At 70.6% G+C, this 26,388-nt stretch carries 22 protein-coding genes; 12 read left to right on the top strand and 10 right to left on the bottom strand.

Features of this window, described 5'->3' with window-relative positions; translation table 11 throughout:
• Positions 1–38: 38 nt before the first annotated feature.
• The 3 genes from GWK61_RS08240 to GWK61_RS08230 form a co-directional block, all read right to left on the bottom strand.
• Positions 39–1,253, bottom strand: coding sequence for a hypothetical protein (locus GWK61_RS08240; protein ID WP_194906695.1), 1,215 nt, complete (start codon positions 1,251–1,253; stop codon positions 39–41).
• Between the two features lie 247 nt (positions 1,254–1,500).
• On the bottom strand, positions 1,501–1,908 hold the full coding sequence (locus tag GWK61_RS08235) for a DUF7919 family protein (RefSeq protein WP_194906694.1): 408 nt from the start codon (positions 1,906–1,908) through the stop codon (positions 1,501–1,503).
• Complete coding sequence (locus GWK61_RS08230) at positions 1,905–6,476, bottom strand: putative adhesin (RefSeq protein ID WP_194906691.1); 4,572 nt, start codon at positions 6,474–6,476, stop codon at positions 1,905–1,907. The genes GWK61_RS08235 and GWK61_RS08230 overlap by 4 nt, the downstream gene beginning before the upstream one ends.
• A gap of 248 nt (positions 6,477–6,724) precedes the next feature.
• Between GWK61_RS08230 and GWK61_RS08225 the strand changes: the two genes are divergently transcribed.
• From GWK61_RS08225 to menC, 9 genes are all read left to right on the top strand, one after another.
• Positions 6,725–8,395 (top strand): PucR family transcriptional regulator, encoded by a 1,671-nt coding sequence (locus GWK61_RS08225; protein WP_438939759.1) that lies wholly within the window; start codon positions 6,725–6,727, stop codon positions 8,393–8,395.
• Positions 8,396–8,546: 151 nt separating this feature from the next.
• Positions 8,547–9,746, top strand: coding sequence for a serine hydrolase domain-containing protein (locus GWK61_RS08220; protein WP_228561945.1), 1,200 nt, complete (start codon positions 8,547–8,549; stop codon positions 9,744–9,746).
• 49 nt (positions 9,747–9,795) lie between these two features.
• Positions 9,796–10,788, top strand: a complete 993-nt coding sequence (locus tag GWK61_RS08215) for an ABC transporter permease (RefSeq protein WP_194906684.1) — start codon at positions 9,796–9,798, stop codon at positions 10,786–10,788.
• 43 nt (positions 10,789–10,831) lie between these two features.
• The gene (locus GWK61_RS08210) at positions 10,832–12,592 is read left to right on the top strand and encodes an ABC transporter substrate-binding protein (RefSeq protein WP_194906682.1); all 1,761 of its coding nucleotides are present in this window, start codon (positions 10,832–10,834) and stop codon (positions 12,590–12,592) included.
• Between the two features lie 13 nt (positions 12,593–12,605).
• Positions 12,606–13,616, top strand: a complete 1,011-nt coding sequence (locus GWK61_RS08205; protein WP_194906681.1) for an ABC transporter permease — start codon at positions 12,606–12,608, stop codon at positions 13,614–13,616.
• 226 nt (positions 13,617–13,842) lie between these two features.
• Positions 13,843–14,955 carry a dipeptidase gene (locus tag GWK61_RS08200; protein WP_194906679.1) on the top strand — a complete coding sequence of 371 codons (1,113 nt, stop codon included), beginning with the start codon at positions 13,843–13,845 and terminating at the stop codon, positions 14,953–14,955.
• A gap of 50 nt (positions 14,956–15,005) precedes the next feature.
• The gene (locus GWK61_RS08195) at positions 15,006–16,103 is read left to right on the top strand and encodes a M20 family metallopeptidase (RefSeq protein ID WP_194906759.1); all 1,098 of its coding nucleotides are present in this window, start codon (positions 15,006–15,008) and stop codon (positions 16,101–16,103) included.
• Positions 16,100–17,029, top strand: a complete 930-nt coding sequence (locus GWK61_RS08190) for a GNAT family N-acetyltransferase (protein WP_194906677.1) — start codon at positions 16,100–16,102, stop codon at positions 17,027–17,029. Before GWK61_RS08195 ends, GWK61_RS08190 begins: the two co-directional genes overlap by 4 nt.
• Complete coding sequence (menC, locus tag GWK61_RS08185) at positions 17,026–18,135, top strand: o-succinylbenzoate synthase (protein ID WP_194906675.1); 1,110 nt, start codon at positions 17,026–17,028, stop codon at positions 18,133–18,135. Before GWK61_RS08190 ends, menC begins: the two co-directional genes overlap by 4 nt.
• Positions 18,136–18,153: 18 nt before the next feature.
• On the opposite strand, the gene GWK61_RS08180 is transcribed toward menC, so the two are convergent.
• The 4 genes from GWK61_RS08180 to GWK61_RS08165 form a co-directional block, all read right to left on the bottom strand.
• A complete protein-coding gene (locus GWK61_RS08180; RefSeq protein ID WP_194906674.1) occupies positions 18,154–18,447 on the bottom strand; it encodes a DUF4193 domain-containing protein in 294 nt (97 codons plus the stop codon).
• A 242-nt stretch (positions 18,448–18,689) separates the two neighbouring features.
• Positions 18,690–19,142, bottom strand: coding sequence for a cupredoxin domain-containing protein (locus GWK61_RS08175; RefSeq protein WP_194906672.1), 453 nt, complete (start codon positions 19,140–19,142; stop codon positions 18,690–18,692).
• A gap of 136 nt (positions 19,143–19,278) precedes the next feature.
• Positions 19,279–20,172 carry a ferritin-like domain-containing protein gene (locus tag GWK61_RS08170; RefSeq protein ID WP_194906670.1) on the bottom strand — a complete coding sequence of 298 codons (894 nt, stop codon included), beginning with the start codon at positions 20,170–20,172 and terminating at the stop codon, positions 19,279–19,281.
• Positions 20,169–20,960: a ferritin-like domain-containing protein gene (locus tag GWK61_RS08165; RefSeq protein WP_228561944.1), complete on the bottom strand. Its 792-nt coding sequence runs from the start codon at positions 20,958–20,960 to the stop codon at positions 20,169–20,171. The genes GWK61_RS08170 and GWK61_RS08165 overlap by 4 nt, the downstream gene beginning before the upstream one ends.
• A gap of 276 nt (positions 20,961–21,236) precedes the next feature.
• Between GWK61_RS08165 and tatA the strand changes: the two genes are divergently transcribed.
• Positions 21,237–21,464: a Sec-independent protein translocase subunit TatA gene (tatA, locus tag GWK61_RS08160; protein WP_194906755.1), complete on the top strand. Its 228-nt coding sequence runs from the start codon at positions 21,237–21,239 to the stop codon at positions 21,462–21,464.
• Positions 21,465–21,506: 42 nt separating this feature from the next.
• Here the strand turns inward: tatA and GWK61_RS08155 are convergent, their stop codons facing one another.
• Entirely contained in the window at positions 21,507–21,983 is a 477-nt protein-coding gene (locus GWK61_RS08155) for a hypothetical protein (RefSeq protein WP_194906668.1), read from the bottom strand.
• 489 nt (positions 21,984–22,472) lie between these two features.
• On the opposite strand from GWK61_RS08155, the gene GWK61_RS08150 reads away from it, so the two are divergent.
• Positions 22,473–22,691 (top strand): hypothetical protein, encoded by a 219-nt coding sequence (locus GWK61_RS08150; protein ID WP_228561943.1) that lies wholly within the window; start codon positions 22,473–22,475, stop codon positions 22,689–22,691.
• A 15-nt stretch (positions 22,692–22,706) separates the two neighbouring features.
• Here the strand turns inward: GWK61_RS08150 and GWK61_RS08145 are convergent, their stop codons facing one another.
• A complete protein-coding gene (locus tag GWK61_RS08145; RefSeq protein ID WP_194906667.1) occupies positions 22,707–24,233 on the bottom strand; it encodes an MFS transporter in 1,527 nt (508 codons plus the stop codon).
• Positions 24,234–24,331: 98 nt separating this feature from the next.
• Here GWK61_RS08145 and GWK61_RS08140 point away from each other — a divergent pair, with 98 nt between their 5' ends.
• Positions 24,332–25,420, top strand: a complete 1,089-nt coding sequence (locus tag GWK61_RS08140) for a DUF5937 family protein (RefSeq protein ID WP_194906665.1) — start codon at positions 24,332–24,334, stop codon at positions 25,418–25,420.
• Positions 25,421–25,496: 76 nt separating this feature from the next.
• Here GWK61_RS08140 and GWK61_RS08135 read toward each other — a convergent pair whose 3' ends face one another.
• Complete coding sequence (locus GWK61_RS08135) at positions 25,497–26,111, bottom strand: Rv1352/Rv1906c domain-containing protein (RefSeq protein ID WP_194906663.1); 615 nt, start codon at positions 26,109–26,111, stop codon at positions 25,497–25,499.
• Between the last annotated feature and the right edge of the window lie 277 nt (positions 26,112–26,388).

Raw genomic sequence — 26,388 nt, 5'->3', positions numbered from 1 at the left:
CGTATTTGAGGGAGCTGACGGATATCGGCCCGGGACGGCTACTGCGCCGCCGCGGTGACCGTGCCCGCGACCACCGATCCGAGGGCCGGGTTGGTGTAGACCGGTCCGCCGGGCCCGATGTGGATGTGGCCGGGCGGGGTCCCGCAGTAGATGACGTCGATGTCGTCGCCGCCGAGGCCGGCCACACCGACCGAGCTGCCCGCGATGCCGAACCCGGCGCTGCTGACCTGCTTGGGCGGCTGCCATTGCCCGTTGACGGTGCCGGCCACGAACAAGGTGCCCGTCGAGGAGATGTAAGCGATCTGAGTCGTACCGTCGGCGGCCGACAGCGCCCCGACGTGGGCCTTCCAGGGTGACGGCTCGGGGTCGCCGGGCAGCGCCACCGGCTTGTCGGACAGGCCGCCGGTCGCCGGGTGCTCGACGTTGACCCGGCCGTCGCGCCCGGCGTAGAAGATCGACGTGGCGCCCGGCGTCGGAGCCGTGGCGTTCGGGCTCGCGGCCGCGGTGCGGATTCCCGCGCCGGCCGCCGAGCTCACCGTCGCGCCGAGGCCCGCGCCGGGGGCCGCGATACCGGTACCGGTGAGCGTGGCCTCCTGCCACTGCCCGGCGGCCGTCCCCCAGAGCGCGTGGACCGCGCCGTCGTTGCCGGCCTGGAAGACGCCGACCTCGCCGTCGGTGTAGCCGACCGTCGCGAAATCGCCCCCCACGGTCCACCACTTCGGGCGCGGTCCGGGGCCCCACCAGTGCACGCCGGTGCCGCACATCGGCGGGTCGTCGTCCGAGGCGGAGCTGAAGCCGCCGGAGGACCCGACGGTCAGGTGGACCTCGCGGCCGGTGAGCGTGGCCGACACCGGGGAACCCGCCGGCGCGAACCCGGATCCCGTGACGGCCGCGAAGGACCCTCCGACGGCACCGCAGGACTCGTACACGGCCCCGTCGCCGCCCACGTAATAGGCGAGCAGACGTCCCGAGGGGCCACGCACTGCGGTCACCGGCGCCCCGGCCGGCGCACTCTTGGCCGGGGTCACCGGCGCCGCCTTGGACCAGACCCCGTCGCTGTTGCTGCCGAAGACGTCGAGACTGCCGTCCGCACCGACGAAGTACGCGGCGCGCTGGAACCCCGACGCGGCGTGCGCGGCCTGCGCGAACGGCAGCGTGCCCAGGACGGTCACGGCGCCGGCTGCCGCGATCGCCGCCGACCGCCGCCGTGACGAACGGGTCGACGAACGGGTCGACGAAAACAGGTTGGTCATGGGAATCCCCCTTGGAATGAAGCCGTCGAGCCGATGCTCGCCGACCTCTCTCCAGGCCCTCTGGACACGGTCTGGATGACGATCGGCGCGCCGCAGCCCGGTGATGACGTCGCTGGGGGCTGAACTCGCGGGCCGAACTCGCGGGCCGATCTCTGCCGCGGCTTGTGCCGGCTCACCGCGGAGATCGGCTCCGCGCGGAACTGCTCGGCGGCCCGCGCGCCGAGCATGCCGGTACCGATCCTCCGGACTAGGAGGCAGTCATCACGGCGTCGACGAAATCCGTCGGCGGCAGATATCCGTGCCGCTCGATGTAGTGGGTGATCAGCACCGGCGCGTGATACCACCCGCGCGGGCCCTCGATGACGATCTCCCCGTTCCCCAGAGCACCGGCTTCTCTGAGCGCGGTGAACAGGGCCGGTCCCGCGATCAGGCCCTGTGCTCTGAACTCGGCGACGCAGAAGTCGCAGGGATGCGAACCGCGGAACTGGTTGACCGGGTTCGCCCGCAGGATGGCCAGCCGTTCGATCGCCTCGTCCTTGAGCGGTCCCGTCGGGAACGGGTGCGGCGCGGCGAGCCAGCCGACGTTCATGTGCGGTTCGCCGTCGTCTTCGAGTTCGGTGTACTCGTACGCGCTCAGGTCGGCGTAGTAGGTCACAGCGCCACCTCTCGGCACACTGCCATGTGGCAGACTCCCTTGATCGTACCTTCGTCGAACAGCTCCGACAGGAGCTTCGGCTGGTCGACGGTGGTCGAGCCGCTCATGATCTTCAGCTCGTCGGGCGGGCCGATGATGTAGTTCGGCACTCGTTCGCCCGGTCCGTAGGTCTGGACCGGCATGACGTCGCGTGCGCCGCGTTCGATCTTGGTTCCGACCGAGTCGTCGAGCTTCTCGCCGTGCTGGACGTAGAAGTGCAGGTATGTGCCGTCCGGCACCGTCGTGAAGCCGTCGGGGGTGTTGTACCAGCCGTGTCCGGCCACGACCTGGCCGCCGTCGCCGCGTCCGCCCGGGGTGATGCTCCACGGCCGGTCGCGTCCGGGGCGCGGGTCGCCCTTGCCTCGCAGGTCCAGGACGTCCAGGCCGAGCGGGTCGGCACCGATGAGCGGGTTGGCCACGTAGCCGTGCGGGTCCGGTGCCGGGGCCAGGCCCAGCGGGTCCGCGGTGAGGTAGCGGCCGGTCTCCGGGTCGTAGAAGCGGTGGTAGTTGTAGTCCAGGCCGGTTTCCTCGTCGTGGTACTGGCCCGGGAAGCCGATGGGGCAGTCCGCGTCGGGGGACTCGCCGCCGAACGCCGTCCCGGCGCGCCGTCCGCCGCCGCCGCGCCACGGGATGCTGCCGTCCTGCGCCACGAGTTCGGTCGGGGTGCCGACCAGGTCGGCGATGATCGCGAAGAAGCGGGCGTCGATCTCCTCCTGCGGGGCTTCGGCGGCCCGGCGGACCTGGTCCTGGATCAGCGGCGTGAAGCTGCCCGGGCCGTACTCCCAGGTGGTGACGGTGCTGACGGCCGCGTCCGTCCCGATCTGCAGGGTTTCGGCCAGCCGGCTCTGGTCCCAGACGAAGCGCGTCTGCCGCACCACCTCGTCGCCGACCACCAGCTGCTTGGCGATCCGGCGCCCGAGCGGGTCGTAGACGTTGCGCCAGCGCTCGCCGCTGGGGGTGACCGTCTCGACGAGCCGGTCGAACGCGTCGTACGAGTAGGTCCAGACCTTGCTGCCGCCGGACAGCAGCTTTCGTACGGCCCTCACCCGCCGGCCCTGTTCGTCGTACTCGTAGCGGGTTCGTCCCGCGCGGCTGAGCAGGGTTCCGGCGTAGACGCGCTCGCCGGCGACCGCGTCCTGGGAACCGTGGCCGTCGCCGCGGTCCCGGCCGTCGCGGTCTCGGCTGTCAAGGTCCTGACTGTCGCGATCTCGGCTGTCCGCGGCGTGCGCCAGCCGCCCGTCGCCGTCGTAGGCGTAGGTCTCGGTCCAGGTCGCGGCCTGGACGGCGGTGACTCGGCCCATCCGGTCCAGCGCGAAGCGCTTCTGGCCGGTCGTCGAGTCGGTGACGGAGGTCGGCACGCCGTCGGCGCGATAGGTCCAGGCCCGCTCCAGGACCGGGGCCGCCGGACGGCCGGCGCTGTGTCCGCCGTCCGCGAAAAGCTGCTGCGCGGCCAAGCGGCCCCGCTCGTCATAGGACATGGCCACCGCGGCCGCCGGGCTCAGCCGGCGCGATGTCTCCCGGCCGGCCGCGTCGAACCCGAACGCGATCGGCGCCGCACCGTCGCGCTCCAAGGTCGACGGACGGCCTGCGGCGTCGTATCGCCACCGGACCCGGTGCCCGGACGGCGTCGTGCGCTCGGTGCGCCGGCCGACGGCGTCGAACGCGGTGGCCAGGACCGTGCCGTCCACGACCTGCGACACCGCGCGGCCCAGTCCGTCGCGAACGAACTCCAGTCTGCTGTGCGCGTTCTCGGCACGCGCCAGCCGGCCCGCGTCGTCGTAGCCGTACTCCACGCGGTTGCCGGCCTCGTCGCGGTGCCGCACGACCCGGCCCATCCGGTCCCGGCTCAGCTCGACGACCTGGCCCACGGCGTTGCGGCGGCGGACGAGCTGGTTCGCGGCGTCGTGGTCGTAGCGGAGAGTGCGTCCGTTGAAGTCGGTCTCGGAGACCAGCCGGCCTGCCGGGTCGTAGGAGTACGACCAGGGCCGGCGGCCGGGACGGGACACCGTGGTGAGCCGGGTCTGGCTGTCGTGGGCGAACTCGTACCGGGTGCCGTCGGCCTCGACGCGGGCCCGGACGGTGTGGAAGGGCCCTGGTTCGTAGCGGGTGAGACCGCCGGCCGCGTCCTGGTGGCTCAGCAGTTCCCCGTCCGCGTCCCATTCCCACCGCTCGGCGCTGCCGTCGGGGAAACGCTGCCAGGCCGGACGCCGCGCGACCGGGTCCCAGCCGGTCTCGGTCCGCGCGCCGGTCGGATCGACGACCTCGACCAGCCGGCCGAAGGCATCGCGGGTGGCGCGCCAGGACGAGCCCAGGGCGTCGGTCACCGCGACCGTCACGCCGGCGGCGTCCACGTCGTAGCCGACGGTGTGGCCCAGGGCGTCGGTGACCGAGCGGAGCGCCCCGGTCTCGTCGAAGCCGTAGCTGGTCACGGCACCCAGCGGGTCGCGGACCCGGACCAGGTTCCCGCGCTCGTCGTAGTGCTGGAGCCATTCGGCGCCGTCCGGCTCCAGCACCCGGACCGGCCGGCCCTGCCGGTCGAACTCGGTGGTGAAGGCCGAACCGTCGGCGCGCTCCATCCGCACCACGTTCCCCGCGGCGTCGCGGACCAGGCGGGTGACCGCGCCGAGTGGATCGGTGTAGCTCAGCATCCGGCCGAAGGCGTCGTTCTCGATGAAGGCCACGTTGCCCAGCGGGTCGGTGGTCCGGCTCAGGTGGCCGCTCTCGTCGTAGTGGAAGGTCGTGCGCCCGCCGAGGGAGTCGATGACGGTGGTGGTCCGCGGCTCTTCGTCGTAGACGAAGCCGGCGGACAGGTAGCCGTCGGTCCCGGTGCCTCGGACGACCCGGCCCGCTTCGTCGTATTCGTACTCGTAGCGGTATCCGGAACGGTTGATCCAGGCTCGGATGTGGTCGTTCTCGTCGTGCTCGTAGCGGTAGGGCACGCCGGCCGGGTCCAGGACGGCCGCGAGCCGGCCCTGCTCGTCGTACCGGTAGCCGGCCACGAGTTCGGCCGCTCCGGTCGCCGCTTCTGTGACCATCCACAGGGCCTTGATACGCGGACCCGAACCGGTCGCCTCGGTCTCGACCCGGACGTGGTACCCGCCGCTGTGCCGGACGGCGGTCGGGACGCCGGCCGCGTCGCGGTCGACGTCGACACGGTTGCCGTGGCGGTCGGTGACCGCTGTCAGGCTGCGTATATGCCCGTTCTCGCCGGCGAAGTGGACCACCGCGAAATGCTGGGTCAGTCCCGACGCCCGATCCGCGACCCGGATCTCGTCCGCGCCGCGGTCCCAGGTCAGCTCCCAGCGCGCGCCGTCGGCGGGCAGCACCGGCTCGCCCCCGGTCGGCAGCGGGTAGCGCAGTACCTGCGCGTCGTCGCCGGCGAACCGGATTCCGTCGGCGGCCACGGCCACCCGGATGTCCAGGGTGGACGACCAGCCCGGCCCGAACGAGTGCCCGGTGAGATACCCGGAGGAGTAGGAGCGGCGCAGCACCAGCGGCAGCGTTCCGGGCAGGCTCAGATCGGTCTCGGCGGTGATCATCCGGCCCGAGACGACGTCGACCGGGTCGGCGGCGCCCACCGCGTCCTTGTTGCCGCGGGCGGCCAGCTTCTCCAGCATCGGGCCGCCGAACTTCTCCAACGCCTTGCCGCCGAGGTAGGCCCCGGCGAGCATGCCGGCGTCCAGGAGGGCGTCGCCCCATTTTCCCTGCATCGCGTCGCCGGCCATCTGCATCACCGAACCGGCCAGCGCGACGAGGTTGTCGGCCTCGGCCAGCGCGGCGGTGACCACGTCCACCCCGGGTATCCAGGAGGTGGCCAGGGCGATGATGTCCAGGATCGGCGCGATCTCACCGGCGATGTCCGCGATTTCGCCGCCGATGTCGGCCAGGGCCGCGCCGACGTGTTCCCACCAGTGTTTGTTGTGGATTCCGTCGGACTGCGCGTGGCCGATGGCGCCGGCGCAGGCTTTGGCGGCGGTGATGCGGTCGTCGTGAGCCTGGTTCGCCTGGGCCGCCAGCGCGGCCAGATGGGCTTTGGCGTTGGTCAGGTTGGTCTGCGCGGTGTCGTGCGCGGTTTGGGCGTCGGTGACGGCCTGCGGGTTGGGACTGGCGGCGTGGTTCTGCTGCGCGGTCTTCAGGTCGGCCGCCGCGCTGTTGGCGTTGGTGGTGGCACGTTGCAGGTCCGCGTTCGCGTCTTGGGCCTGACGCAGGGCACTGTCAGCCTTGGACTGCGCTGCCTGGAGCTGCGGCGCGTAGGCGTTCAACGCGTCGGAGGCTTCGCTGTAGGACGTGTACAGCTTCTGCAGCCGCCCCGGCAGCGGGCCGAACTGATCCTTGAAGGCATCAGCGGTCTGACCCACCCACTGCATCGCGGTCGCGTCGGAACCGAAGCTGTTCAGGCTCCGGTACGCGGACTCCACGTCATGCGCGAAGTCCCCGAACTGCTTCGCCAACGCCTGCACCGACTCCACCACACCCGGAGTCGGATCCCCATCCAGCCCCAGAATGTCCCACCCCGTTGGACGCGCCATTCCCCCGAACCCCCCATGTCAAGGCACTTAACATCGATGCGGCTGACCGCGACGGCCGCCAAGCCTACCCGGCTACTTCTGCCTTGTGGCGGGACGCAGGTCCCCGGGTGCACCGCCCGACCGTCTGACGGATGCGGACGATGCTCAAGATCCTTGCCAACGGAGACTCGGCGGCGTCAGGATGCCATGCACGGCGGGGAACCCTGGCGCGGGCGCGGCCCGCAGACGCGGAAGGCATGCGGTTGGCGATGGAGGCGCATCTGCGGGCCGGCTTGGGCAGGGTCGTCGAGGACCTGGGGAGCACCCTGCTCGAGGCGGTGTGCGGGGATGTGGTCTCAGAGGCGCCGGTCGGCGGCGTCGTCATCTACGACCCGCTGGAGGAGCAGGTCTCGTGCCGGGACGCGCTGGTCCTCGCTGTGGGGGTGCGGGAGCCGGCGGCGATCGCCGCGCTGCTGGGCGAGCCCGTCATGGCCGGTGCGGCGGCGTTGGTCGTTCGGGCGCCGGTCGTGGCTGATCCGGTCATCAAGGACGCGTCCTTGCGCTCTGGCGTCACCGTGCTGGCCCTGACGCCCGGCGCTACTTGGGCGCAGCTGGCGGCCATGGTCAGGTCGCTGATCGCGGAAGGCGACGTCGGTGAGGTGGGTACGCCGACGATGTTCGGGACGCCGGCGGGCGACTTGTTCGCCCTTGCGAACGCCATCGCGGCGTTGCTGGACGCGCCGATCACCATCGAGGACCGCGGCAACCGGGTTCTGGCGTTCTCGGGACGCCAGGACGAGGCCGACGCCTCGCGGGTGGCGACCATCCTGGGCCGCCAGGTCCCGGAGCAGTACACCCGCATCCTGGAGGAGCGCGGTGTCTACCAGGCTCTGTACCGCAGCGAGGAGCCGGTGTTCGTCGATCCGCTGCCGGACCTGATCGGCCACGGCGAGCTGCCCCGGGCCGCGCTGGTGGTGCGGGCCGGCGACGAGATCCTCGGCACGATCTGGGCCGCGGTGCGGGCACCGCTGTCGGCCGAGCGTGCGCAGGCACTCCGCGACGCCGCCAAGCTCGTCGCCCTGCACATGATGCGGCTGCGCGCGGGGGCCGACGTCGGGCGGCGGCTGCACGCCGACCTGGTCGCCACCGCGTTGGAGTCCGGGCCCGGTGCGGCGCAGGCCGTCGCGCGCCTCGGGTTGGCCGAGCGGGCCGCCGTGGTCGTCGCCCTCGACGTCGTCGGCTCGCCCGCCGAGCCGTCCGCCGTGCGGCGCGCGGACCTGGTCGCCGAACGGCAGCGCGTGGCCGACGCGTTCGCGGTGCACCTGACCGCCGTCCATCCGCGCTCGGCCGTGGCCGTCGTCGGCGACGTGGTGTACGCCATCGTTCCGGTGCCGCAGCAGAGTGCCGACGGCGCACAGCGCGTCGCCACGGTGGCGCAGGAGTTCCTGCGGCGCATCGGGATCCGCCACGGGCTCATCGTCGGGATCGGCGAGGTCGGCACCGGTCACAGTGAACTGAGTCGCTCGCGGGCCGGCGCGCACCGGGCCCTGAACGTCCTGCGCAGACGCGACGGCGGCGGGGCCTGCGTGGCCTCGATCGGCGACGTCCAGCTCCAGGCGCTGCTGGCGGAGATGGCCGAGACGATCACCGAGCGCGGCGACGCCCTCGGCGGCCCGGTCGCGCGTCTGACCGACTACGACTCCCGGCACCGCACCCGCCTGGTCGCCACGCTGCGGGCGTGGCTGGAGGCGTTCGGCGACGTGAACGCCGCTTCCGCGACGCAGTACGTCCACCCGAACACCTTCCGGTACCGGCTGCGTCGTGTCTCCGAGATCGGCCAGATCGATCTGAGCGACGCCGACGCCCGTTTCGCGGCCATGCTGCACCTTCGGCTCCAGCCCTCTGGGCCGTCGGCAACGCACGAAGACCCCGACGCTTAGCCGACGATCTTCGTCCTCCTCTACAGATTCCGTCCCGCGGCCTCGTCCGCCCGGACGAAGCTTCGGCCCGACCGGCAGACATAGCCTCGGCACACCGATCCATGAACGGAATCAATCGGCGGAAGCGACCGCCAGAGACGGATGACGCATCATGATCTCGACCCGACGTTCGGTACTCAAAGCGGGACTGGCCGGTCTCTTTGTCGTCCAGGGCTCTGTCGCGCAGGGCTCCGCGGCCTTCGCCACGACGAGTCAGAAGCAGACCTTCGATCAGTGGCTTCGCGAGTTCGAGGCGAGCATGCCGGCGCGGTTGGCGGCCGCCCACGTCGCAGGGGTCGAAGTCGCGATCGTGTCCAAGAACGCCCCGACCCCCTACGCGGCGGCCTTCGGCTACGCCGACATCGCCGCGAACCGGCTGATGACCCCGGACACACCCGTGCACCTGGCGTCGGTCAGCAAGCTGTTCACCGCCTCGGCCCTGGTCCAGCTCTTCGAGCACTGTGGCCTGGACCGCCACGACGACGTCAGCAGCTTCATCGACTTCCCGGTGCGCAACCCCGCCTACCCGAACGTGCCGATCACCCCGCACCAGTTGGTCACCCACACCTCCAGCATCTCCGACGACAACTACGTGGGCTTCGACGTCGTCGGGGACCCGACGGAGAGCCTGTCGGACTTCCTCCGTGGCTACCTCGTGCCGGGTGGCAAGCACTACGCACCGAAGAAGTCGTATCTCCCCAAGCACAAGCCAGCCACGTATTTCAGCTACTCCGACGTGGGCATGGCCCTGGCCGGCTATGTCGTCCAGTGCGTCAGCGGACAGGACTTCACCGCCTACGCGCAGGCGAACCTGTTCGACCCGCTCGGCATCACCGGCGCGCACTGGTACCTGCGGCAGTTCGCGCCGGGCGTCCTGGCCGTGCCGTACGAGTTCAAGAACGGCGCCTTGGCCGCACTGCCGCAGATGAGCTATCCCGACGTCCCCTCCGGTGCACTCCGCTGCTCGGTGACCGATCTGGCGACAAGCCTGCGCGCGATGATCGGCGGGGCGATCGGCACGCCCCCGATCCTGTCCGCGGCCGCCGTCGCCGACATGCTGCGTCCCCAGGTCAGCCCGAAGATCGTGCCCTACCAGGGGCTCGGCTGGGTCCAAGAAGTCGTTTCCGGGCTGCCGTATGTCGGCCACTCCGGCTCCGACATCGGGTTCGCCACCATGGTGGTCCTCACGAAGGACCAGAACCACGCCGTCGCCGTGCTGATCAACACCGACGAGGGCGACGGGTCCGCGGTCAGCGACTTCCGGGACTCGGTCACGACAGACCTCGTCCACGGGGCGCAACTCCTGGGATGAGGGCATTGCTTCGCGCCGCCGGACCGGACAGCTCTGAGGAAGCGACACGATGACGACGATTCTGGAACCGGGCCCGGCGTCGGCGGCCGAGCCGGAAGCCCCGGCGCCGCCCGGCAAGGCCATCGAGGGCCGCTCCCCGGCCCGGATCGCCCTGGGCCGGCTGAAGAAGGACAAGGTCGCGACGGCCGGCGGCGTGACCGTCGTCCTGCTCATCCTGGTGGCGATCTTCGCGCCACAACTGTGCTCGCTCACCGGCAACGATCCGTACACCACACACACCGATCTGATCGACCCGAACCTGCAGATCCCCAGCGGCGGCTTCGGCGGGATGAGCTCGCAGCACATCCTCGGCGTGGACGTGCCGACCGGCCGCGACCTGTTCGCGCGGGTCGTCTACGGCGCCCGGACCTCGCTCGGCATCGCCGGGCTGGCCACCCTGATCGCCATCGTGATCGGGGTCGGCCTCGGGATGGTCGCCGGCTTCTTCGGCGGCCTGGTCGACTCGGTGATCAGCCGGACGATGGACGTGATGCTCGCGTTCCCGCTGTTCCTGTTCGCGATCTCGCTGTCCGGGGTGCTCGGCTACTCGTCCTTCGGGCTGACCGGCAACGTGCTGCGGATCGTGGTGCTGATCGTCATCATCGGCTTCTTCTCCTGGCCGTACATCGGCCGCATCGTGCGCGGGCAGACGCTGGCGCTGCGCGAACGCGAGTTCGTGGACGCGGCGCGCGCTCTGGGCGCCACCCCCGCGCGGATCATCCTCAGGGAGATCCTGCCCAACCTGACGGGGCCGATCCTGGTCTACGCGACGCTGCTCATCCCGTCGAACATCCTCTTCGAGGCGTCGCTGTCCTACCTCGGGGTCGGCATCCGCTCGCCGATGCCGTCCTGGGGCGAGATGGTCAACGAGGCGATCGCCTTGTACCAGGTCGACCCGGAGTTCCTGATCGTGCCCGGCTCGGCCGTCTTCCTCACCGTGCTCGCCTTCAACCTGCTCGGCGACGGACTGCGCGACGCCTTCGATCCCAAGGCCGGCCGCTGACCGGGCGAGCCCCGAACCAGAAGACAAGAGGTCCACAGACGCCATGCCCACACCACGAATCGCCGCCTGCGCGGCGGCCACAGCGCTGGCGCTCGGCGCCGCAGCCTGCGGCGGCGGGTCCACCAGCGGTACCGGAGCCCACGGCTCGGCGGCGTACAACGTCGGCGTGACCGCGATCGTGAGCAAGTCCTCGGCCGCCGTCCACGGCACGCTCCGGATGGAGCAGTCCTCGGATCTGCAGTCCACCGACCCGGGCAACAGCTACTTCGGGGCCGACTGGGACGTGATGCGGCTCTACACCCGCTCGCTGATCACCTTCGCCGAGGGTCCGGGTCCGGTGAAGCTGGTCCCGGACCTGGCCACCGACCTCGGCACCATGAGCGCGGACGGCCTGACCTGGACCTTCCACCTGGTCAAGGGCGCCACCTACACGGACGGCACCCCGATCACCGCGCAGGACGTCGCCTACGGCATCGAGCGTTCGAACTGGGGCCAGGACGTCCTGCCGAACGGCCCGACGTACTTCAAGCAGCTGCTCACGGACACCACGAACTACCAGGGTCCTTATAAGGACAAGAACCCGGCCGACCATCCCTCGGGCATCGACACGCCGGACAACGGCACCATCGTCTTCCATCTGGTCAAGCCGTTCGCGGACTTCGACGACGTGCTGACGCTGCCGTCGACTGTGCCGGTCCCGCGAGTCAAGGACACCGGTGCCACCTACTACGAGCACGTAATCTCCTCCGGTGCGTACACGTTCGACTCGTACAGCGTGGGCAAGGAACTCGACCTGTCGGCGTCCCCGAACTTCAACGCCGCCTCGGACCCGCTGCACCTGCATGTCGCGCACGCCGCCAGGATCGTCGACAAGGTCGACGTCAGCGCGCAGACGGTCGATCAGGACCTGCTGCACGGCAGCACCGACGTGGACCAGGGCGGCGTCGGCGTCCAGACCGCGACGCAGTCGCAGGTGCTGGGCAACCCCAAGCTCAAGGCCGAGGCCGACGACCCGATCACCGGGCTGCTGACCTACCTGACGATCGACACGACGATCAAGCCCTTCGACAACATCGACTGCCGCAAGGCGGTGGAGTGGGCGATCGACAAGACCGCGGTGCAGACCGCGTTCGGCGGCGGCATCGGCGGCGGCGACATCGCCACCACGGTGCTGCCCCCGACCGTCCCCGGCTACGTCCCGCAGGATCTGTACCCGACTCCGGGCCACTCCGGCGACCTGGCCAAGGCCAGGGCCGAGATCGCGACCTGCAAGGCCGCCGAGCACGTCACCGACATCAACACCCAGGTCGGCTACTACATCGACCAGCCGAAGGACAAGCCGGTCGCCGACGTGGTCCAGCAGAACCTGGCCGCCATCGGCATCACGGTGACCGAGGACGGCTTCAAGTACAGCCAGCTCTCGATCAAGGCCGGCAGCCAGGCGTACGTCAAGCAGAACAACGAGGCGCTGTTCATCACCGCGTGGGCCGCCGACTTCCCGTCAGGGTACGGATTCCTGGACCAGATCGTCACCCCGGACGGCATCAAGTCGACCGGGGAGAGCAACTACTCCGAACTCGACGATCCGGCTGTCAACTCACTGATGGCCACCGCGCTCAAGACCACCGACCCGGACGCCCGCAACGCGCTGTACGCCCAGATCGACCAGCAGGCGCTGAAGGACGCGGCACTGGTGCCGATGATCGACTCCCGGGCCCTGATGCTGCGCCCGCCGAACCTCACGAACGCCTACATCGAGCAGGCCTACGGCATGTACGACTACCAGGCTCTCGGCGTCCAGTGAGGGCCCTGACACCATGCTGACTTTCATCATTCGGCGCCTGTTCGCCGTGGCCGGGCTGCTGTTCGTCGTCGCGTTCGTGACGATGGTCATCTTCTACGAGATGCCGCAGTGGGGAGGGCAGACACCGGCCACCATGGCGGTCCAGTACGTGGGCAAACAGCCCTCGCCCGCAGCGGTGCAGGGGGTGATCCACCGCTTCGGCTTCGACCGGTCGTTCCCGGTTCAGTACTTCGACTACCTGCGCACGATCGTCACCGGCACCACGTTCAGCGACGGCACCCAGGACATCGCCTGCCACGCCCCGTGCTTCGGCTACTCGTTCAGGAACTACCAGCAGGTCTGGCCCACGATCCTGAGCGACCTGCCGGTCACCTTCTCCATCGCGGCGGGTGCCGGCGTTCTGTGGCTGTTCTTCGGCGTCGCCTCGGGTCTGGCCTCGGCCGTGCGCAAGGGCTCGCTGCTCGACCGGGTTTTGATGGCCACCGCCCTGCTCGGCATCTCGCTGCCGGTCTACTTCCTGGCGCCGCTGCTGTCCCTGCCGCTGGCCTACCGGTGGTCGATCCTGCCGGCCCCGGGCAGCTACGTCGGCATCCTGTCCGACCCGGGCCAGTGGTTCCTGGACATGATCCTGCCCTGGACCTGTCTGGCCTTCGGCCTGGCCGCCCTCTACACCCGGCTGACCCGGGCCGGGATGCTCGACGTGCTGAGCGAGGACTTCGTGCGCACCGCGCGGGCGAAGGGCCTGTCCGAGCGCCGGGTGATCTTCAAGCACGCGCTGCGCGCCGCGATCACCCCGATCATCACCATCTTCGGCATGGACTTCGCCACCGTGCTCGGCGGCGCGGTGCTGGTCGAGATCACCTTCTCCATGAAGGGGATCGGCTTCCTGGCCATCACCTCGATCCAGAACGGCGACTTCCCGATGATGATGGGCGTCACCTTGTTCGCCGCCGCGTTCATCGTGCTGGCCAACCTGCTGGTCGACGTCCTGTACGCGGCGGCGGACCCGCGGGTGCGGCTGTGACGGCGGCTGTGACGGTCGGGCGCGGGCGGGGTCGGACGCTGGGTATCGGCACCCGCACTACTTCATCATCATCCGATTCGACGAGAGCCCCGCTCGGAATTGATCCGTCCTCACCAAGACGACTCCGGGCGTGCGCGGGCAAGCTGAACGGCATGGCAACGAACCCGGGGGCCGGATCCTTCTGCCGCAGGTCCCGCACGCTCCTCAAACATTGCGAGGCCTCACAATGACCACGCCCGCGCCCGACACACCCGATCGCCTCGATCCGGCGACGCTGGAGCTGCACCACCGCGCGGTGGTCGCCGACACCCACAACGACCTGCTCTGCTCGGTCGTCCTGCGGCCGGTCGCGCAGTGGCCCCACTACTTCCGCGCGCAGTGGCTGCCGCAGCTGCGCGCCGGCGGCGTGGACATCCAGGTGCTGCCGGTCTTCATCGACGACGCCTACCGGCCCGAAGGCGCGCTGCGCGAGACGCTGCGCATGATCGAGGCCGCGCACCGGATCGCCGAGGGCAACGCCGACGAGGTCAGCCTGTGCCTGGACGGCGCCGACATCGACCGCGCGCTGGCCGCCGGACGGATCGCGCTGGTCCTCGCGCTGGAGAGTGCCCCGGGCATCGACGCCGACATCGAGCTGTTCGCCACGCTGTACCGGCTCGGCGTGCGCATCGCGTCGCTGGCCCACCTCGGCCGCACGATGCTCGCCGACGGCTCGGCGGAGGACGCCGCGGGCAGCCGGCTGACCGCCGCCGGGGTCCAGGCGCTGGCCGAGATGGAGCGCCTGGGCATGATGTTCGACGTCTCCCACCTCGGCGCGGCCGGCGTCGACCACGTGCTCGAACTCGCGACCCGGCCGGTGCTGGCCACGCACTCCTCCGCCCGGGCGCTGTGCGACCACCACCGCAACCTCACCGACGAGCGCCTGGCGGCCATCGCGGCCGGCGGCGGCGTGGTGTGCGTGAACTTCTTCCCGGGGTTCGTGGACCCGCACGAGCCGTCGATCTCCCGGCTCGTCGACCACATCGAGCACATCGGGAAGGTCGCCGGCCCGGGCCACGTCGGTATCGGACCGGACTTCGTCTTCGAAATGCTGCACGACGTGCTGCCCGGCGGGGTAGAGATCGGGCCGGTGGCCGGCTGCGATCCGTTCGCCGCGCTGCCGGGTCTGGCCGGACCCGCCGGTCTGCCGCTGCTCACCGCCGAACTGCTGGCGCGCGGCTTGGACGAGGACGTCGTGGCCGCGACGCTGGGTGGCAACGTGCTGCGGCTGTTCCGAGCCGAGCTGGGCGTGCCCGCCGTCCACCGTGGGCATCGTGGGAACCCTGGGGCCGCCGCGTGACCGTCGACACCACACCGCTGCTTGAGCGGCTGAGGCAGTCCTTGCCGTCCATGCTCGCCGACCTCGAAACCCTGGTCCGCTGCGAATCCCCGACCAGTGACCGGACCGCGACCAGCCGCTGTGCCGACGTGTTTGCCGAGCTGGGTACCAGGCTCCTGCGATCGGACCCACAACGCTTGGAGCGCGGGGGAGCGGCCCAGCTCCGTTGGCGCTTCGGACGGGGCGACCGTGTCCTGCTGCTCGGCCACCTCGACACCGTCTGGCCGCTCGGCACCCTGGAGCGACTGCCCTTCACCATCACCGACGGCCGGATCACCGGCCCCGGCTGCTTCGACATGAAGGCAGGACTGGTGCAGCTCCTGTACGCGCTCGCGGCCTTGCAAACAGACAACCCCGACGCGTTGGACGGTGTCAGCGTCCTGATCACCACCGACGAGGAAGTCGGCTCGCCAGCATCCATTACCCTCATTCAGGAGGAAGCGCGCCGCAACCATGCTGTGCTCGTCCTGGAAGCCAGCGCGGACGGCGGCGCGCTGAAGACCGCGCGCAAAGGCGCCGGCTGCCACCGCCTGCACGTTGTGGGCCGCGCCGCGCACGCCGGGCTCGAACCCGAGCGCGGAGCGAACGCGGCCGTCGAACTCGCGCATCAGATCCTGGCGATCGTTCAGCTCGCGGACCCGGAACGGGGAACGACGGTCACGCCGTCCGTGACCAAGGCCGGAGACTCGACGAACACGGTCCCTGGCTCCGCGGAAGTCGCCGTGGACGTGCGCGCCTTCAGCGTCGAGGAGCAACAGCGTGTCCTCGCCGGGCTGGCCGCGCTGCGACCGCGTCTGGAAGGAACCTCGCTGCGGGTGGAACAGGGCTCTGAGAGTCCGCCGCTGCCGCCTTCGGCGTCGAGCGACCTGTTCGCCCGCGCCCAGCAGGCGGCCGCACGCCTCGGGCTCCCGCCGCTGAGCGGGGTCGCCGTGGGCGGCGGCTCGGACGGCAACCGGACCGCGGCCGTCGGCACCCCCACGCTCGACGGGCTCGGCGCGGTCGGCGGCGGCGCGCACGCCGAGGGCGAACACGTCCTGGCCGGCTCCATGCCCGAGCGTGCGGCGCTGCTCGCCGAACTCGTGGCGGACCTGCTGGGGGCGCGTCCGTGAGCACAGCGCCGATCCCGACGCCCCCGGCCCGCGCCCTGATCGCCGAGGCGCACGCCCAAGCCGAGGCGGCGGCCCGCGCCGCGGCGGTCACCATCAGGGAACTGACAGAACCGGACGACCTCGGTGCGGTCGCCGAGGTCTTCACCCGGATCTGGGCCCTGGAGCCGGGTCAGAGCCTGATGCCCACCGGCCTGATGCGGGTGATGGCATACGAAGGCTGCTACATCGCCGGTGTCTTCGACGACAAGAACGGCGACCGGCTGATCGGTGCCGCCACCGCGTTCCTCGCCTCGGACGTGGAACCACGCGGCGGCATCCATCTGCACTCGCACATCACCGGGATGCTGCCCGAGGCCGAGGGCCGGCACGCCGGCTTCGCGGTCAAACTGCACCAGCGCGCCTGGGCCCTGAGCCGCGGCCTGCGCCGCATCACCTGGACCTTCGACCCGCTGGTGCGGGCCAACGCCTACTTCAACATGGCCAAGCTCGGTGCGGATGCGACCGCTTATCTCGTCGACTTCTACGGCGACATGCCGGACGGGGTCAACGCGGGACAGGGCAGCGATCGGCTCCTGATGAGCTGGGCCCTCGACTCGGCGCGCGCGGACGCCGCGGCGAACGGCACTCGAATCGAGCCGGAGAACGAAGAATCCCTGCTCAGCGCGAACAAGGTACTGCTCTCCGGGATCGCGCCGGGCATGATGCCCGAGCCCGGCCCGCCGTCGGACTCCGGTGGTTCCCTGCTGTGTGCGACGCCCGCGGCCATCCAGGACCTGCGGCGTGAGGCGCCCGAGCTGGCGCGTAGCTGGCGGTTCGCGCTACGCGGCGCGCTGACGGAAGCCATGGGACGCGGATACCGCATCACCGGCTTCACCCGATCTGGCTGGTACCTGCTGGAACATCACGAGGAGGACGAACGCCGATGAAGATTTCCGGAGTCGAACTGCGGCGCCTGACCATGCCGCTGCGCAGTCCGTTCGAGACGTCCTTCGGCGTGGTTACGGAACGCGACATCCTGCTGGTCCGCGTCGTCACCGAGGAGGCCGAGGGTTGGGGCGAATGCGCCGCGATGAGTGAGCCGGTGTACTCCTCGGAGTACATCCACGGCGCGGAGGACGTCATCCGCCGTTTCTTCCTCCCGAGGCTCGCCGCCGCACCGCGGGTGACCTCGGCGCTGGTGGCGGAGATCCTGGCGCCGTTCAAGGGCCACCCGATCGCCAAGGCGGCGGTGGAAACCGCTGTTCTGGACGCCGAACTGCGGGCTGCCGGCACCTCCTTCGGCGACCATCTCGGTGCCGTGCGGTCCTCGGTGTCGGTCGGCGTCTCGGTCGGGATCATGCCGAGCGTCGCAGAGCTCGTCGAGACCGTCGGCGGCTACCTCGACCATGGCTACCGGCGGATCAAGCTGAAGATCAAGCCGGGCTGGGACGTGGAGCCGGTGCGGGCCGTCCGGGAGCGGTTCGGCGACGCTCCGTTGTTGCAGGTCGACGCCAACACCGCCTACACCCTCGGCGACGCGCCGCGCCTGGCCGCCCTGGATTCCTTCGACCTGCTGCTGATCGAACAGCCGCTGCCGGAGGACGACATCCGCGGGCACGCCGCGCTGGCCCGGCTGCTGCACACCCCGATCTGCCTGGACGAGTCCATCGTCTCGGCGCGCTCGGCCGCGGACGCGATCGCCCTCGGCGCCTGCCGCATCGTCAATATCAAGCCCGCGCGTGTCGGCGGCTACCTGGAGGCGCGCCGCGTGCACGACGTCTGCGCCGCGAACGGGGTGCCGGTGTGGTGCGGCGGGATGCTGGAGACCGGTGTCGGCCGCGCGGCCAATGTCGCATTGGCGGCGCTGCCGAACTTCACCCTGCCCGGGGATATCAGCGCCTCAGAGCGCTACTTCGAGCGCGACATCACCGAGCCGTTCGTTCTGCGCGACGGGGGTTTGGACGTGCCGCAGGGCCCTGGCCTGGGGGTCACTCCCGACCCTGTGCTCCTTGACGAGTTCACGACGGCCCGGGAGTGGATCGATTTCCGATGACCCCGACGCCGAAGTCGGTCAAACGCAGTTTTTGCAGATCCATTCGCGACGGGTATGGCGCGCCAGGAGGCTTCGGTGTTGGACCAGAAAGCACCTGGAGCAGGTGAACTCGTTGCTTTGCGGCGGCACGACCCGAACGGTCAGCTGCTCGTCCGAAAGGTCGGCACCGGGCAGCTCCAGCGATTCGTTGTCGCTTTCTTCCAGGTCGGGGCTGCGGACGGCGGCTTTGGTGCGCGTGGCCTTCAGCTCCTCGATGCTGTCCTCGGCAAGGTCGTCGTCGGTCTTGCGCGGGGCGTCGTAGTCGGTGGCCATAATTCCTCCAGGATTTTGACGTGCACGGTCTCGAAAACGTGACACGAGGGGATAATATTCCAGCTATCCACAATCCTGCTATTTGCACCGGCGCCCGAGCGGCGGCATGGGGGATGAGCTCGGCCGAAATGGAGCCGTGGCCCTGCTGTCCACTCCGCGGAAATGCAAACAAAACAGCCGGCGCATAATCCTCGGCGCGGCCGTCGGCTGCCGCGTGAGGTGCGGGCGGCTTGCGGTTTTCGCTACTTGACGGTGAGCGTGCCGTGCATGAACTGGTGGATCGTGCAGATGTAGGGGTACGTGCCGGGCGTCGTGGGCGCGGTGAACGTCGCCGTCTTGCCGGGTGTGAGGTCTCCGGTGTCGAACGCCTTGCCGGTGGTGGCGGTCAGGGTGTGCGTGGTGGAGTCGTTGTTGACCACCGTGACCGTCTGACCTGCGGTCACGGTCAGGTCCGCGGGGCTGAAGGCGAAGTTGCTGATGACGATCTGCGAGGCGCCGACCGGAGCGCCGGTGGTGCCGGTAGTGCTGGTGGCGCCGGAACCAGAGCTGGAACCGGAGCTGGAACTCGATGTGGAGGAAGTGCTGGTCGGCGCGGCGGCCGGGTGGGAGCTGCTGCTGGAGCACGCCGTCAGGGTCAGCGCGGTCGCTGCCGCCAGAAGTGTCGCGGCGGCGGTCTTGCCGGGGAAACGGAGCACGGCGGCATCCTCACTGGTGATCGGGGCCGGAGCCCGGAATCGGCGTACCTCATGGCGGTGGTGCGCAGTCCGAAATGTCGGACTGCGCACCACCGTTGTACCGCCGGTCCCCGTCCGGGGCGCGGCGGCGGCTCCTTCAGACCGTCAAAAGGGTGGGGCTGGCGGCCATGGTGGTGCCCAGGAAGTCGTCCGGGACCGGGTACTGGCCGAGGACGAAGTTCAGGATGGCGGCGTGCATGGCCTCCACCGGGGCGATGCTGGCCGCGGTGGCGATGCCGCCGGGGCTGGTGACGTTGGCGACGGCGAACAGGTAGGTCTGCGCCGCCTGGTCCTCCAGCTGCAGGGCGAGCTTGGCGACCCCGCCGACGTCGGTGACCGCGCCCAGGGCGCTGAGGGTCGCCGCCTGGTTGGACAGCGGCACGCCGGTGATCGCCGGCACGTTGGCGCCGGTCAGGACCGCGTTCCAGGCCTTGGCGTGGTCGGCGTGCTGGCTCATCGCGGTGGTGGCGAACGTGCCCACCGCCGGGGGGACCGTGCCGAGCTTTCCGGCCTTCGCCGCGGCGAGCGCCGCGGTGTAGGCGCCGACGGCCTGGTTCTCCAGGGCGGTCGCCAGCGCGACCACCTTCAGGTCCCCGGTGTAGACGCTGGCGCCGGAGGAGGAGGTCGACGGTGTTGTGCCGGAGGTGCCGGAGGCTCCGCTGGAGGCGGCGCCGGTGGTGCTGCCGGGAGCCGCGGACGCCTTTGTCGACTTGCTGCTGGAGCAGGCCGCGAGCGCCAGGGCGGCGGCGGCTCCGCCGGCTCCGATCAGGAACCGGCGGCGCGAGGCGACGCGCTGCCGCTCCTCCTGGGCTTGGGCTTGGTCTTGGGCCTGGGTCAGGGCGTCGGAGTCGCGCAGCTGCTCGCTCAGGTCGTTGGCCGCGGCGTACATGGACGGCAGGTACTCGCGGTGTGCCTGGTCCAGGTCCCGGGTCATGCGGGACAGCTCGCCCTCGCTGATCGGCAGCTCCCAGCCACCGTTGACGGTGCTCACTTCACGGCCCCTTCGCTGATCGGCGAGGCGTTCTTGGTCGGGTAGAACGAGTCGGGGAACCCGACGCTGCCGGCCGCGGAGGGCAGCTTCGCGGCGTCGGTCGGGATGGCGATCAGCTGCGGGGCGCCGCCGGCCAGCAGCGCCTGCACGGCCAGCAGCGTGGCCCGGTGCTGGGCCTCGACCGGGGCCACCGAGCCGAACAGCTTGCGCAGCGCCGGGGTGCTGACCTGCGCGACGTTGGCGGTGTAGGTCTCGGCCGCGACGTCCTCCAGCGTGATGGCCAGCTTGACCACGTCGGCCGGGGTCTTGATCGAGGGCAGCAGCTGCTGCACCACGGCGGCGTACTTCGGGTTGGCCGCGGTCTGGGCCTTGCCGCCGGCCTGGGTGGCCGCGGCGTTGAACGCCTGCGCGTGCGCGGTGTGCTGGGTGGTGGTCTTGGCGATGAACGCCGCCACGGTCGCGTTGCCGCCCTTGATGAACGGCAGCCCGGCCGCGGTGGTGTAGACCGTGACGGCCAGGTTCTCGATCGACGCGGCGGTCTGCAGCGCCATGAGGTCGTCGCTGGGACCGGCCGCGGCAGCGCGGGCGGCGCCCAGCAGGACGGCGCCACCGGCGGCACCGGCCAGCACGGAGCCCCGGCGCCAGCGGTGGCGGCGCGGCTCGGGTTCGGCCTGCGCGTACTCGGCCAGCGCCTCACGGGTGATCCGAACCGCGTCGCTGTTCAAGTCCTGCGACTGCTCGGTCAACTCCTCAAGCAGCCGGGTATCGATGAGCTCTTCAGCCATCATGCCCCATCTCTCCGTGCGCCCGAGCGGAATCGGACGTCTGCCGGGCCATTCGCCGCCGGGGCCCGCGCGGATTGGTCGGGTGCGGGGATTCACTCGTTCGGATTACGGCGCCGCTGATGGGCGGGGCGGCGGCTGATAGAACCAGGCTGTTGGAACTAGGCCGCTAGAACTAAGCCGCTAGAACCAAGCCGTCGGGCGAGCCGATACGAAGACTTCTACAGGCGGGGCCGAACCGGCCGCGCCTGTCACCCCTCGAACAGCCTGGGAGTAGTGAACATGTTCGGTGCGCTGGAGCCTTGGCACATCATCCTGATCCTCATCGTCGCCTGCCTCCTGTTCGGCGCGAAGCGGATGCCCGACATGGCCCGCTCGGTCGGCCAGTCGCTGCGGATCTTCAAGTCGGAGATGCGGCAGGGCATCGCGGAGTCCCGCGAGGCGCTCTCGACCTCCCAGGGGGTCGAACACGTCGCCACGCCGGATGTCGAGCCTGTGGAGGTTTCCTGATGAGGTTTCCTGATCGGCGGCGCCGGTCGAGGTGATCCGCGGTTACAGCCGGCGGCCCGCGGCGAGGCGGGCGAGCCAGGACACGGCAAGGTGGGAGAGCCAGCCGAGAATGAGCAGGGCCCGTACCCATCCGGCTCCGTGCCCGGACACTGATTCGTCACGCTGGCGGGACAGACGCCTGCGACTGGCGTACTCGTCGGAGAACCGGTCGTCGGCGAAACGGCCGTCGGGGAACCGGTCGGCGGCCCGGCGGTACGTCGCCCTGAGCTCGTGGTCCAGCGCCGCACGAGCCTGCTCGTAGGCGCACGCCGCGATGCGGGCGCCGACGAGCCTGCTTTCCAGATCGGCGTAAGCCATGGCTATCGCGTCGGGATCGCACCCGAGGAGGGCGACGGCGAGATGCCGCCGCGCGGTGTCGCAGTGGGCTGATGCGGCGTGCATCTCGGCCCCGGTGTAGTCGCACTCACCGTGCAACATCCCGAGCCAGGCGTCGCGCACGAGGTTCTCGGCGTGGGACACGACGTCGTCGGCGGAACCCGAGGAGGACGGGGGCGTAGGTGCAGGCGCGCCGGTAGTCCGCAACGGCGACCGGTGCGGACTCCTGCGGCGTTGATGAAGTCTGTGCGGGAAAGCGGCCATGGAATCCCCCAGCGCTGTCAGGTTCCGGACGGTGCCTCGCTCAAACGCAGTCCACACCAAAGAGCACGGCGCCGGTGGCTGGAGCGTCGCGGACCTGCTGTCAGTTTAGTGCGGCTCGGGTTACAGGGAAGCCCTCGAACGCCACCGGTGCGAAGCGGGCTCTCGGTCTGTGGGCGTTGGTACGCGGGCGATCCGGGGCAGCATTAGTGTTTGAGCCCTCTGACCCGGGTAGCCGAACCATCCAGCGTGTGTCGAGAAGGAGCTCCCATCATCCGCATTCGCCCGGAAGCGACCGCCCCTGCCGAACCGGGCTCGGCCGGCCGTAGAAGGTTCTGGCGGGATGCCGACGGCAAAGTAGTCCTCGCTCAGATGCCCAACCTCCCGCTGATCGGCTGGCTGCTGTTCGCCCTCCTCGCCCGGATCTCCAGCGCCGGCCACTGGCGGAGCACCGCGGACTTCGTCAGCTCGGCCTTTCTGTTCACCTGGGCCTACCTGGAGCTGACGCAGGGCGTGAACTACTTTCGGCGACTTCTCGGGTTGGCTGTGCTGGCTGCCGTCGTCGGCTCACGCATGCACGCGATGCCTTGATCTGCCATCGACCCGTCACCTCGGACGGCCGTTCCCGATCCGATTCGGGCGATAGCCGTCGGCGTACAACCGGCGCTTGAGCTCCGCCTGTTCCAGCGCTCGTGTCCGACGTCGGGTGGACCATTCGTCGTATCGCTCGCGGATGCCGGCCGGACCGCTGCTGCCTCGGTCCTGGCGGCCGGAGTCGGTCGGGGCGTGGCGGACGATCACCGCGGCGCCGAGGAGCGTAGTGATCGCCAGTGGCAGCCAGAGGGCGGCGGGGGAGATGCTGAGGGCGAAGGTGATGGCCAGTGGGGCGATCGCTCTGCCGAGGCCGAGGGAAAGCTGCCACCGTGCCAGTGCGGTGCCGCGCAGGTGGGGTGGTGCCGCGTCGATCACCAGAGGGGTGCCGACGCCGGTGTAGAGGACCTCGCCGAGGGTGTAGAGGATCGAGACGGCGGCGATGGCCGTCGCGCCGGCGGCTCCGTGGGCGGCACCGGCGGCGAGGAAGCCGAGGTAGGAGGCAGCGAGGACGCCGCCGGCGATGCCGAACACGTGACGGCGCGGGCGCCGTGACATCCAGACCACGACCGGCAGTTGGATCAGGATCACCATCACCGTGTTCGCCACGAAGATCCCCGAGGACCACGCGGGCGAGGCCGCGAGCCGGGTGACGATGACGACCGGGAGGGCGACCTCCAGGATGTCGAAGCACACCGCGAAGGGCAGGTTCGCCAGGTTCATGATGGTCAGGCGGCGCATGACGGGTCGGTCGGCCGGCGCGATGGGTTGGCGGAGCCGTCCTGGTCGGCGCGTCTGCGGCTGCCCTGCCCGGGCGGCCTGCTCGTCCGGGAGTCGGACCGCCGAGATCAGGACGCCCGAGATCAGGTAGCCCGCGGCAGTCGCCGCCGCCAGCCACCGCATCCCCACCGCGCCCGACCCCAGCGCGACGGTCGCCAGGAGCGCGCCGGCGCCCAGGCCCGCGTTGCCCAGCGAACGCAGCGCGGCCAGGAGCGCGTCCCGCTCGTAGCCGACGGCCAGACTCGACACGACGGCGCCCTGCGCGATCGGCCCGGTCTGGTTGCCGATGCCCTGCAGCAGGCAGGCACAGATGAATCCGGCCGGGCCGGGGATCGCCAGCAGCAGGACCAGCCCGGCGACCCGCAGCCCGATGGTGGTGACGACCACCGTGCGGCGGGCCCCGGCGTCGACCCAGCGGCCGGCCACCGGCACCAGCAGGAGACCGGCCACGAACCCGCCCGACAGGGCCAGGCCGGCCTGGCTCGGGGTGAGGTGGCTGATGGTGACCGCGTACAGGAGCAGGAACGGGCGGATGAGTCCGGCGCCGAGCGCGGAGACGGCGGCGGCGAAGGCGTAGCGTCCGCCGCCGAGGCCGCGTAGCAGACGGACGGTGGAGAGCTTCGAGGGCGGGGCTGGGACGGCCTTGGCCTCGGTCGGGGCTGGTGGTTCAGACGGTTCAGTCTGTTCAGACGATCCGGCTGTTTCAGACGGACCAGGTGTTCCTGGTCTCCCTGGTGGCGGGGTGTTCGCGGCGGTGAGCATGGAGCCACCATGGGAGCCGTACCGCCTCCGCCGGCATCCGGTTAACGGTAATCGTCAACTCTGGCGGCGAACCCGTCGCCAACTGCGACGATTCCCCTATGAGCGTGAGCATCGATGTGACCAGCGTGACCGCGGACCAGTACCTCTTCGCGCCCTCGCCGCTGGCCGAACTCGGCTCCGCCCTGCACCTCCTGGTGGAGCCCGCGCACCACCAGACGCAGAACGGCTGGGTCACCGCGGCCACGGCCGGCATCGCCCCGGACCTCATGGACCGCATCCTGGTCGCGGACTACCTCTGGCGCACGTCCCGCTCGGACATGCTGCTGCCCGCCGCGCCGCAGCCGACGCTGGCCGCCGAGCTCGACGTGCTCGACGCCCTCGACGACGAGGCCTGGGTGCGCGACGCCCTGATGACCAGCAGCTGCGGTGTCGTGCCGCTGCGCGACGACCTGGCCTCGCCGCTGGTCGACGACGTCGCGCGCAAGATCGCCCGCGACCGGGCCGGCGCGCGGGGGCCGCGCGCGCTCGAGTTCGTCGACCAGATCCTCGCCCGCCCCGGCGCCGCACGCAGCTGGATCCGCCGCCTGCTGGAGGACTGCGACAGCGGGTTCTTCGCCGAAGCCTGGACCCGCGTCGCCAGCCGACTCGCGGCGGACGCCCGCCACAAGCACGACCTGCTGGAGCGGCACGGGCTGGAGGCGATGCTGGCCGCCGTGTCCCCGGCGCTGACGCTGACGGCCGCCGGCGACCGCATCGTCGTCGACAAGCTCCAGGACCGCACCACCTCCGCCAGCGGCCGCGGCCTGACATTCCTGCCCAGCACCTTCTCCCACCCGCACCTCCTCGTCGTCCACGCAGCCGGCCGCCGCCCGGTCCTCAACTACCCCATCCCGCCAGGCCTCGAAGAACCGACGGTCTCCGTAGCCGACATCCAGAACCGCCTGCACGCCCTGGACCACCCCCTCCGCCTCCGCCTGATCCGCAGCATCCTGCGCGCCCCGCAGACCACCGCCCAGCTCGCCGACGCGTGGACGGTGAGCGCGCCAGAGGTCTCCCGGCACCTGGCGGTACTGAAGAACGCAGGCATCGTGACCACGACGCGGCGCGGCCGGTACGTGCTTTACGAGATCGACATCGCGCGCAGCGCCCGGTTGGGGACCGATCTGATCGAGGCGCTGCTGCGCTGACGGCGGCCAGCGCACTCCTAGCAGACCGCGGCGGTTGCCGGGCGCCGCTGGTTCCGGCTGAGCTGGGGGAGCGTTGTCAGCCGACCTTCACCCACGGCGCGCACCCGGACGTCTTGAACGCCTTGTCGCTGCTGGAGATCTGGACGGTCGTCGGGCCGGTGGTGTTGTCGTTGGCGATGATCGAGCCCATGCCGCCGGACAGGTCGCGGTCGCGCTCCCAGTAGCAGTTCGCGAGGTCGCCGGTGTCGACGGGGCCGGAGGTCTTGTACAGGCCGGGCTTGATGTCGGTGCCGATGACGTAGGTGCCTTCGCTGATGCCCGTGGCTGCGGCGCTGGTGGGAGCAGCAGCGGTGGCGGTGGCGGTGACCGTGACGGTCGGCGCTGCCGGTGCGGCGGCGGCCTTGGCGGTGATGGTGACGGCTGCGGGGGCCGGGGCGGTCTGGGTCGTGGTGACGGTCGCGGTGGCCGTCGCGGCGCTGGCCGCAGCTGTGGTGGCAGCGGTGGCGGTGGTCTTGTCGCTGTGCCCGGCGGCGCCGATGCCTGCGCCGACGATGAGCGCGCCGATGCCGAATCCGATGGCGGTGCGGCGCCGGACGGTCGGGTGTTGGGGCGCAGCAGCCCACTGCGTCCCGTAGTACGGCTGCGGGCCGGGTGCGTCGTGGCCCTGCGGCTGTTGGTCTCGCTGATCCATGTGTCTCCCCCTGGTGCCCGATGAAGGCGCCGATCGTATGGGGCAGCGAGTCTTGATCGCCACATTTCCGCAGCTCAAGCCGTGTATACGCAGAGTTTCACAGCATGCTGATTAACTGCCCGCGACCACGTCCGAGGGCTGCTGACGCCCGGCTGCTTCTGGCGACTGACACCAAGTCATCAAGCAGCCCGGCGCTACCATGACCGACGGTGCTCCGCGCCAACACCGGCCGGACCGGGTGCGGCCACCCAACGACGGGGGAGGGCTGGGATGCGCG

Source organism: Catenulispora rubra (assembly GCF_015356825.1).
GTDB classification, from domain to species: Bacteria; Actinomycetota; Actinomycetes; order Streptomycetales; family Catenulisporaceae; genus Catenulispora; species Catenulispora rubra.
Note: the sequence above shows the minus strand (reverse complement) of the source record. Positions and strands in the feature narration are given on the sequence as shown.

What these genes read in the sequence shown, in the direction of transcription:
- GWK61_RS08240 (WP_194906695.1), bottom strand. Translation starts at nt 1,253, where the DNA reads ATGACCAACCTGTTTTCGTCGACCCGTTCGTCGACCCGTTCGTCACGG.
- GWK61_RS08230 (WP_194906691.1), bottom strand. Translation starts at nt 6,476, where the DNA reads ATGGCGCGTCCAACGGGGTGGGACATTCTGGGGCTGGATGGGGATCCG.
- GWK61_RS08225 (WP_438939759.1), top strand. Translation starts at nt 6,725, where the DNA reads ATGGAGGCGCATCTGCGGGCCGGCTTGGGCAGGGTCGTCGAGGACCTG.
- GWK61_RS08220 (WP_228561945.1), top strand. Translation starts at nt 8,547, where the DNA reads ATGATCTCGACCCGACGTTCGGTACTCAAAGCGGGACTGGCCGGTCTC.
- GWK61_RS08215 (WP_194906684.1), top strand. Translation starts at nt 9,796, where the DNA reads ATGACGACGATTCTGGAACCGGGCCCGGCGTCGGCGGCCGAGCCGGAA.
- GWK61_RS08210 (WP_194906682.1), top strand. Translation starts at nt 10,832, where the DNA reads ATGCCCACACCACGAATCGCCGCCTGCGCGGCGGCCACAGCGCTGGCG.
- GWK61_RS08205 (WP_194906681.1), top strand. Translation starts at nt 12,606, where the DNA reads ATGCTGACTTTCATCATTCGGCGCCTGTTCGCCGTGGCCGGGCTGCTG.
- GWK61_RS08200 (WP_194906679.1), top strand. Translation starts at nt 13,843, where the DNA reads ATGACCACGCCCGCGCCCGACACACCCGATCGCCTCGATCCGGCGACG.
- GWK61_RS08195 (WP_194906759.1), top strand. Translation starts at nt 15,006, where the DNA reads ATGCTCGCCGACCTCGAAACCCTGGTCCGCTGCGAATCCCCGACCAGT.
- menC (WP_194906675.1), top strand. Translation starts at nt 17,026, where the DNA reads ATGAAGATTTCCGGAGTCGAACTGCGGCGCCTGACCATGCCGCTGCGC.
- GWK61_RS08180 (WP_194906674.1), bottom strand. Translation starts at nt 18,447, where the DNA reads ATGGCCACCGACTACGACGCCCCGCGCAAGACCGACGACGACCTTGCC.
- GWK61_RS08165 (WP_228561944.1), bottom strand. Translation starts at nt 20,960, where the DNA reads ATGATGGCTGAAGAGCTCATCGATACCCGGCTGCTTGAGGAGTTGACC.
- tatA (WP_194906755.1), top strand. Translation starts at nt 21,237, where the DNA reads ATGTTCGGTGCGCTGGAGCCTTGGCACATCATCCTGATCCTCATCGTC.
- GWK61_RS08150 (WP_228561943.1), top strand. Translation starts at nt 22,473, where the DNA reads ATGCCCAACCTCCCGCTGATCGGCTGGCTGCTGTTCGCCCTCCTCGCC.
- GWK61_RS08145 (WP_194906667.1), bottom strand. Translation starts at nt 24,233, where the DNA reads ATGCTCACCGCCGCGAACACCCCGCCACCAGGGAGACCAGGAACACCT.
- GWK61_RS08140 (WP_194906665.1), top strand. Translation starts at nt 24,332, where the DNA reads ATGAGCGTGAGCATCGATGTGACCAGCGTGACCGCGGACCAGTACCTC.
- GWK61_RS08135 (WP_194906663.1), bottom strand. Translation starts at nt 26,111, where the DNA reads ATGGATCAGCGAGACCAACAGCCGCAGGGCCACGACGCACCCGGCCCG.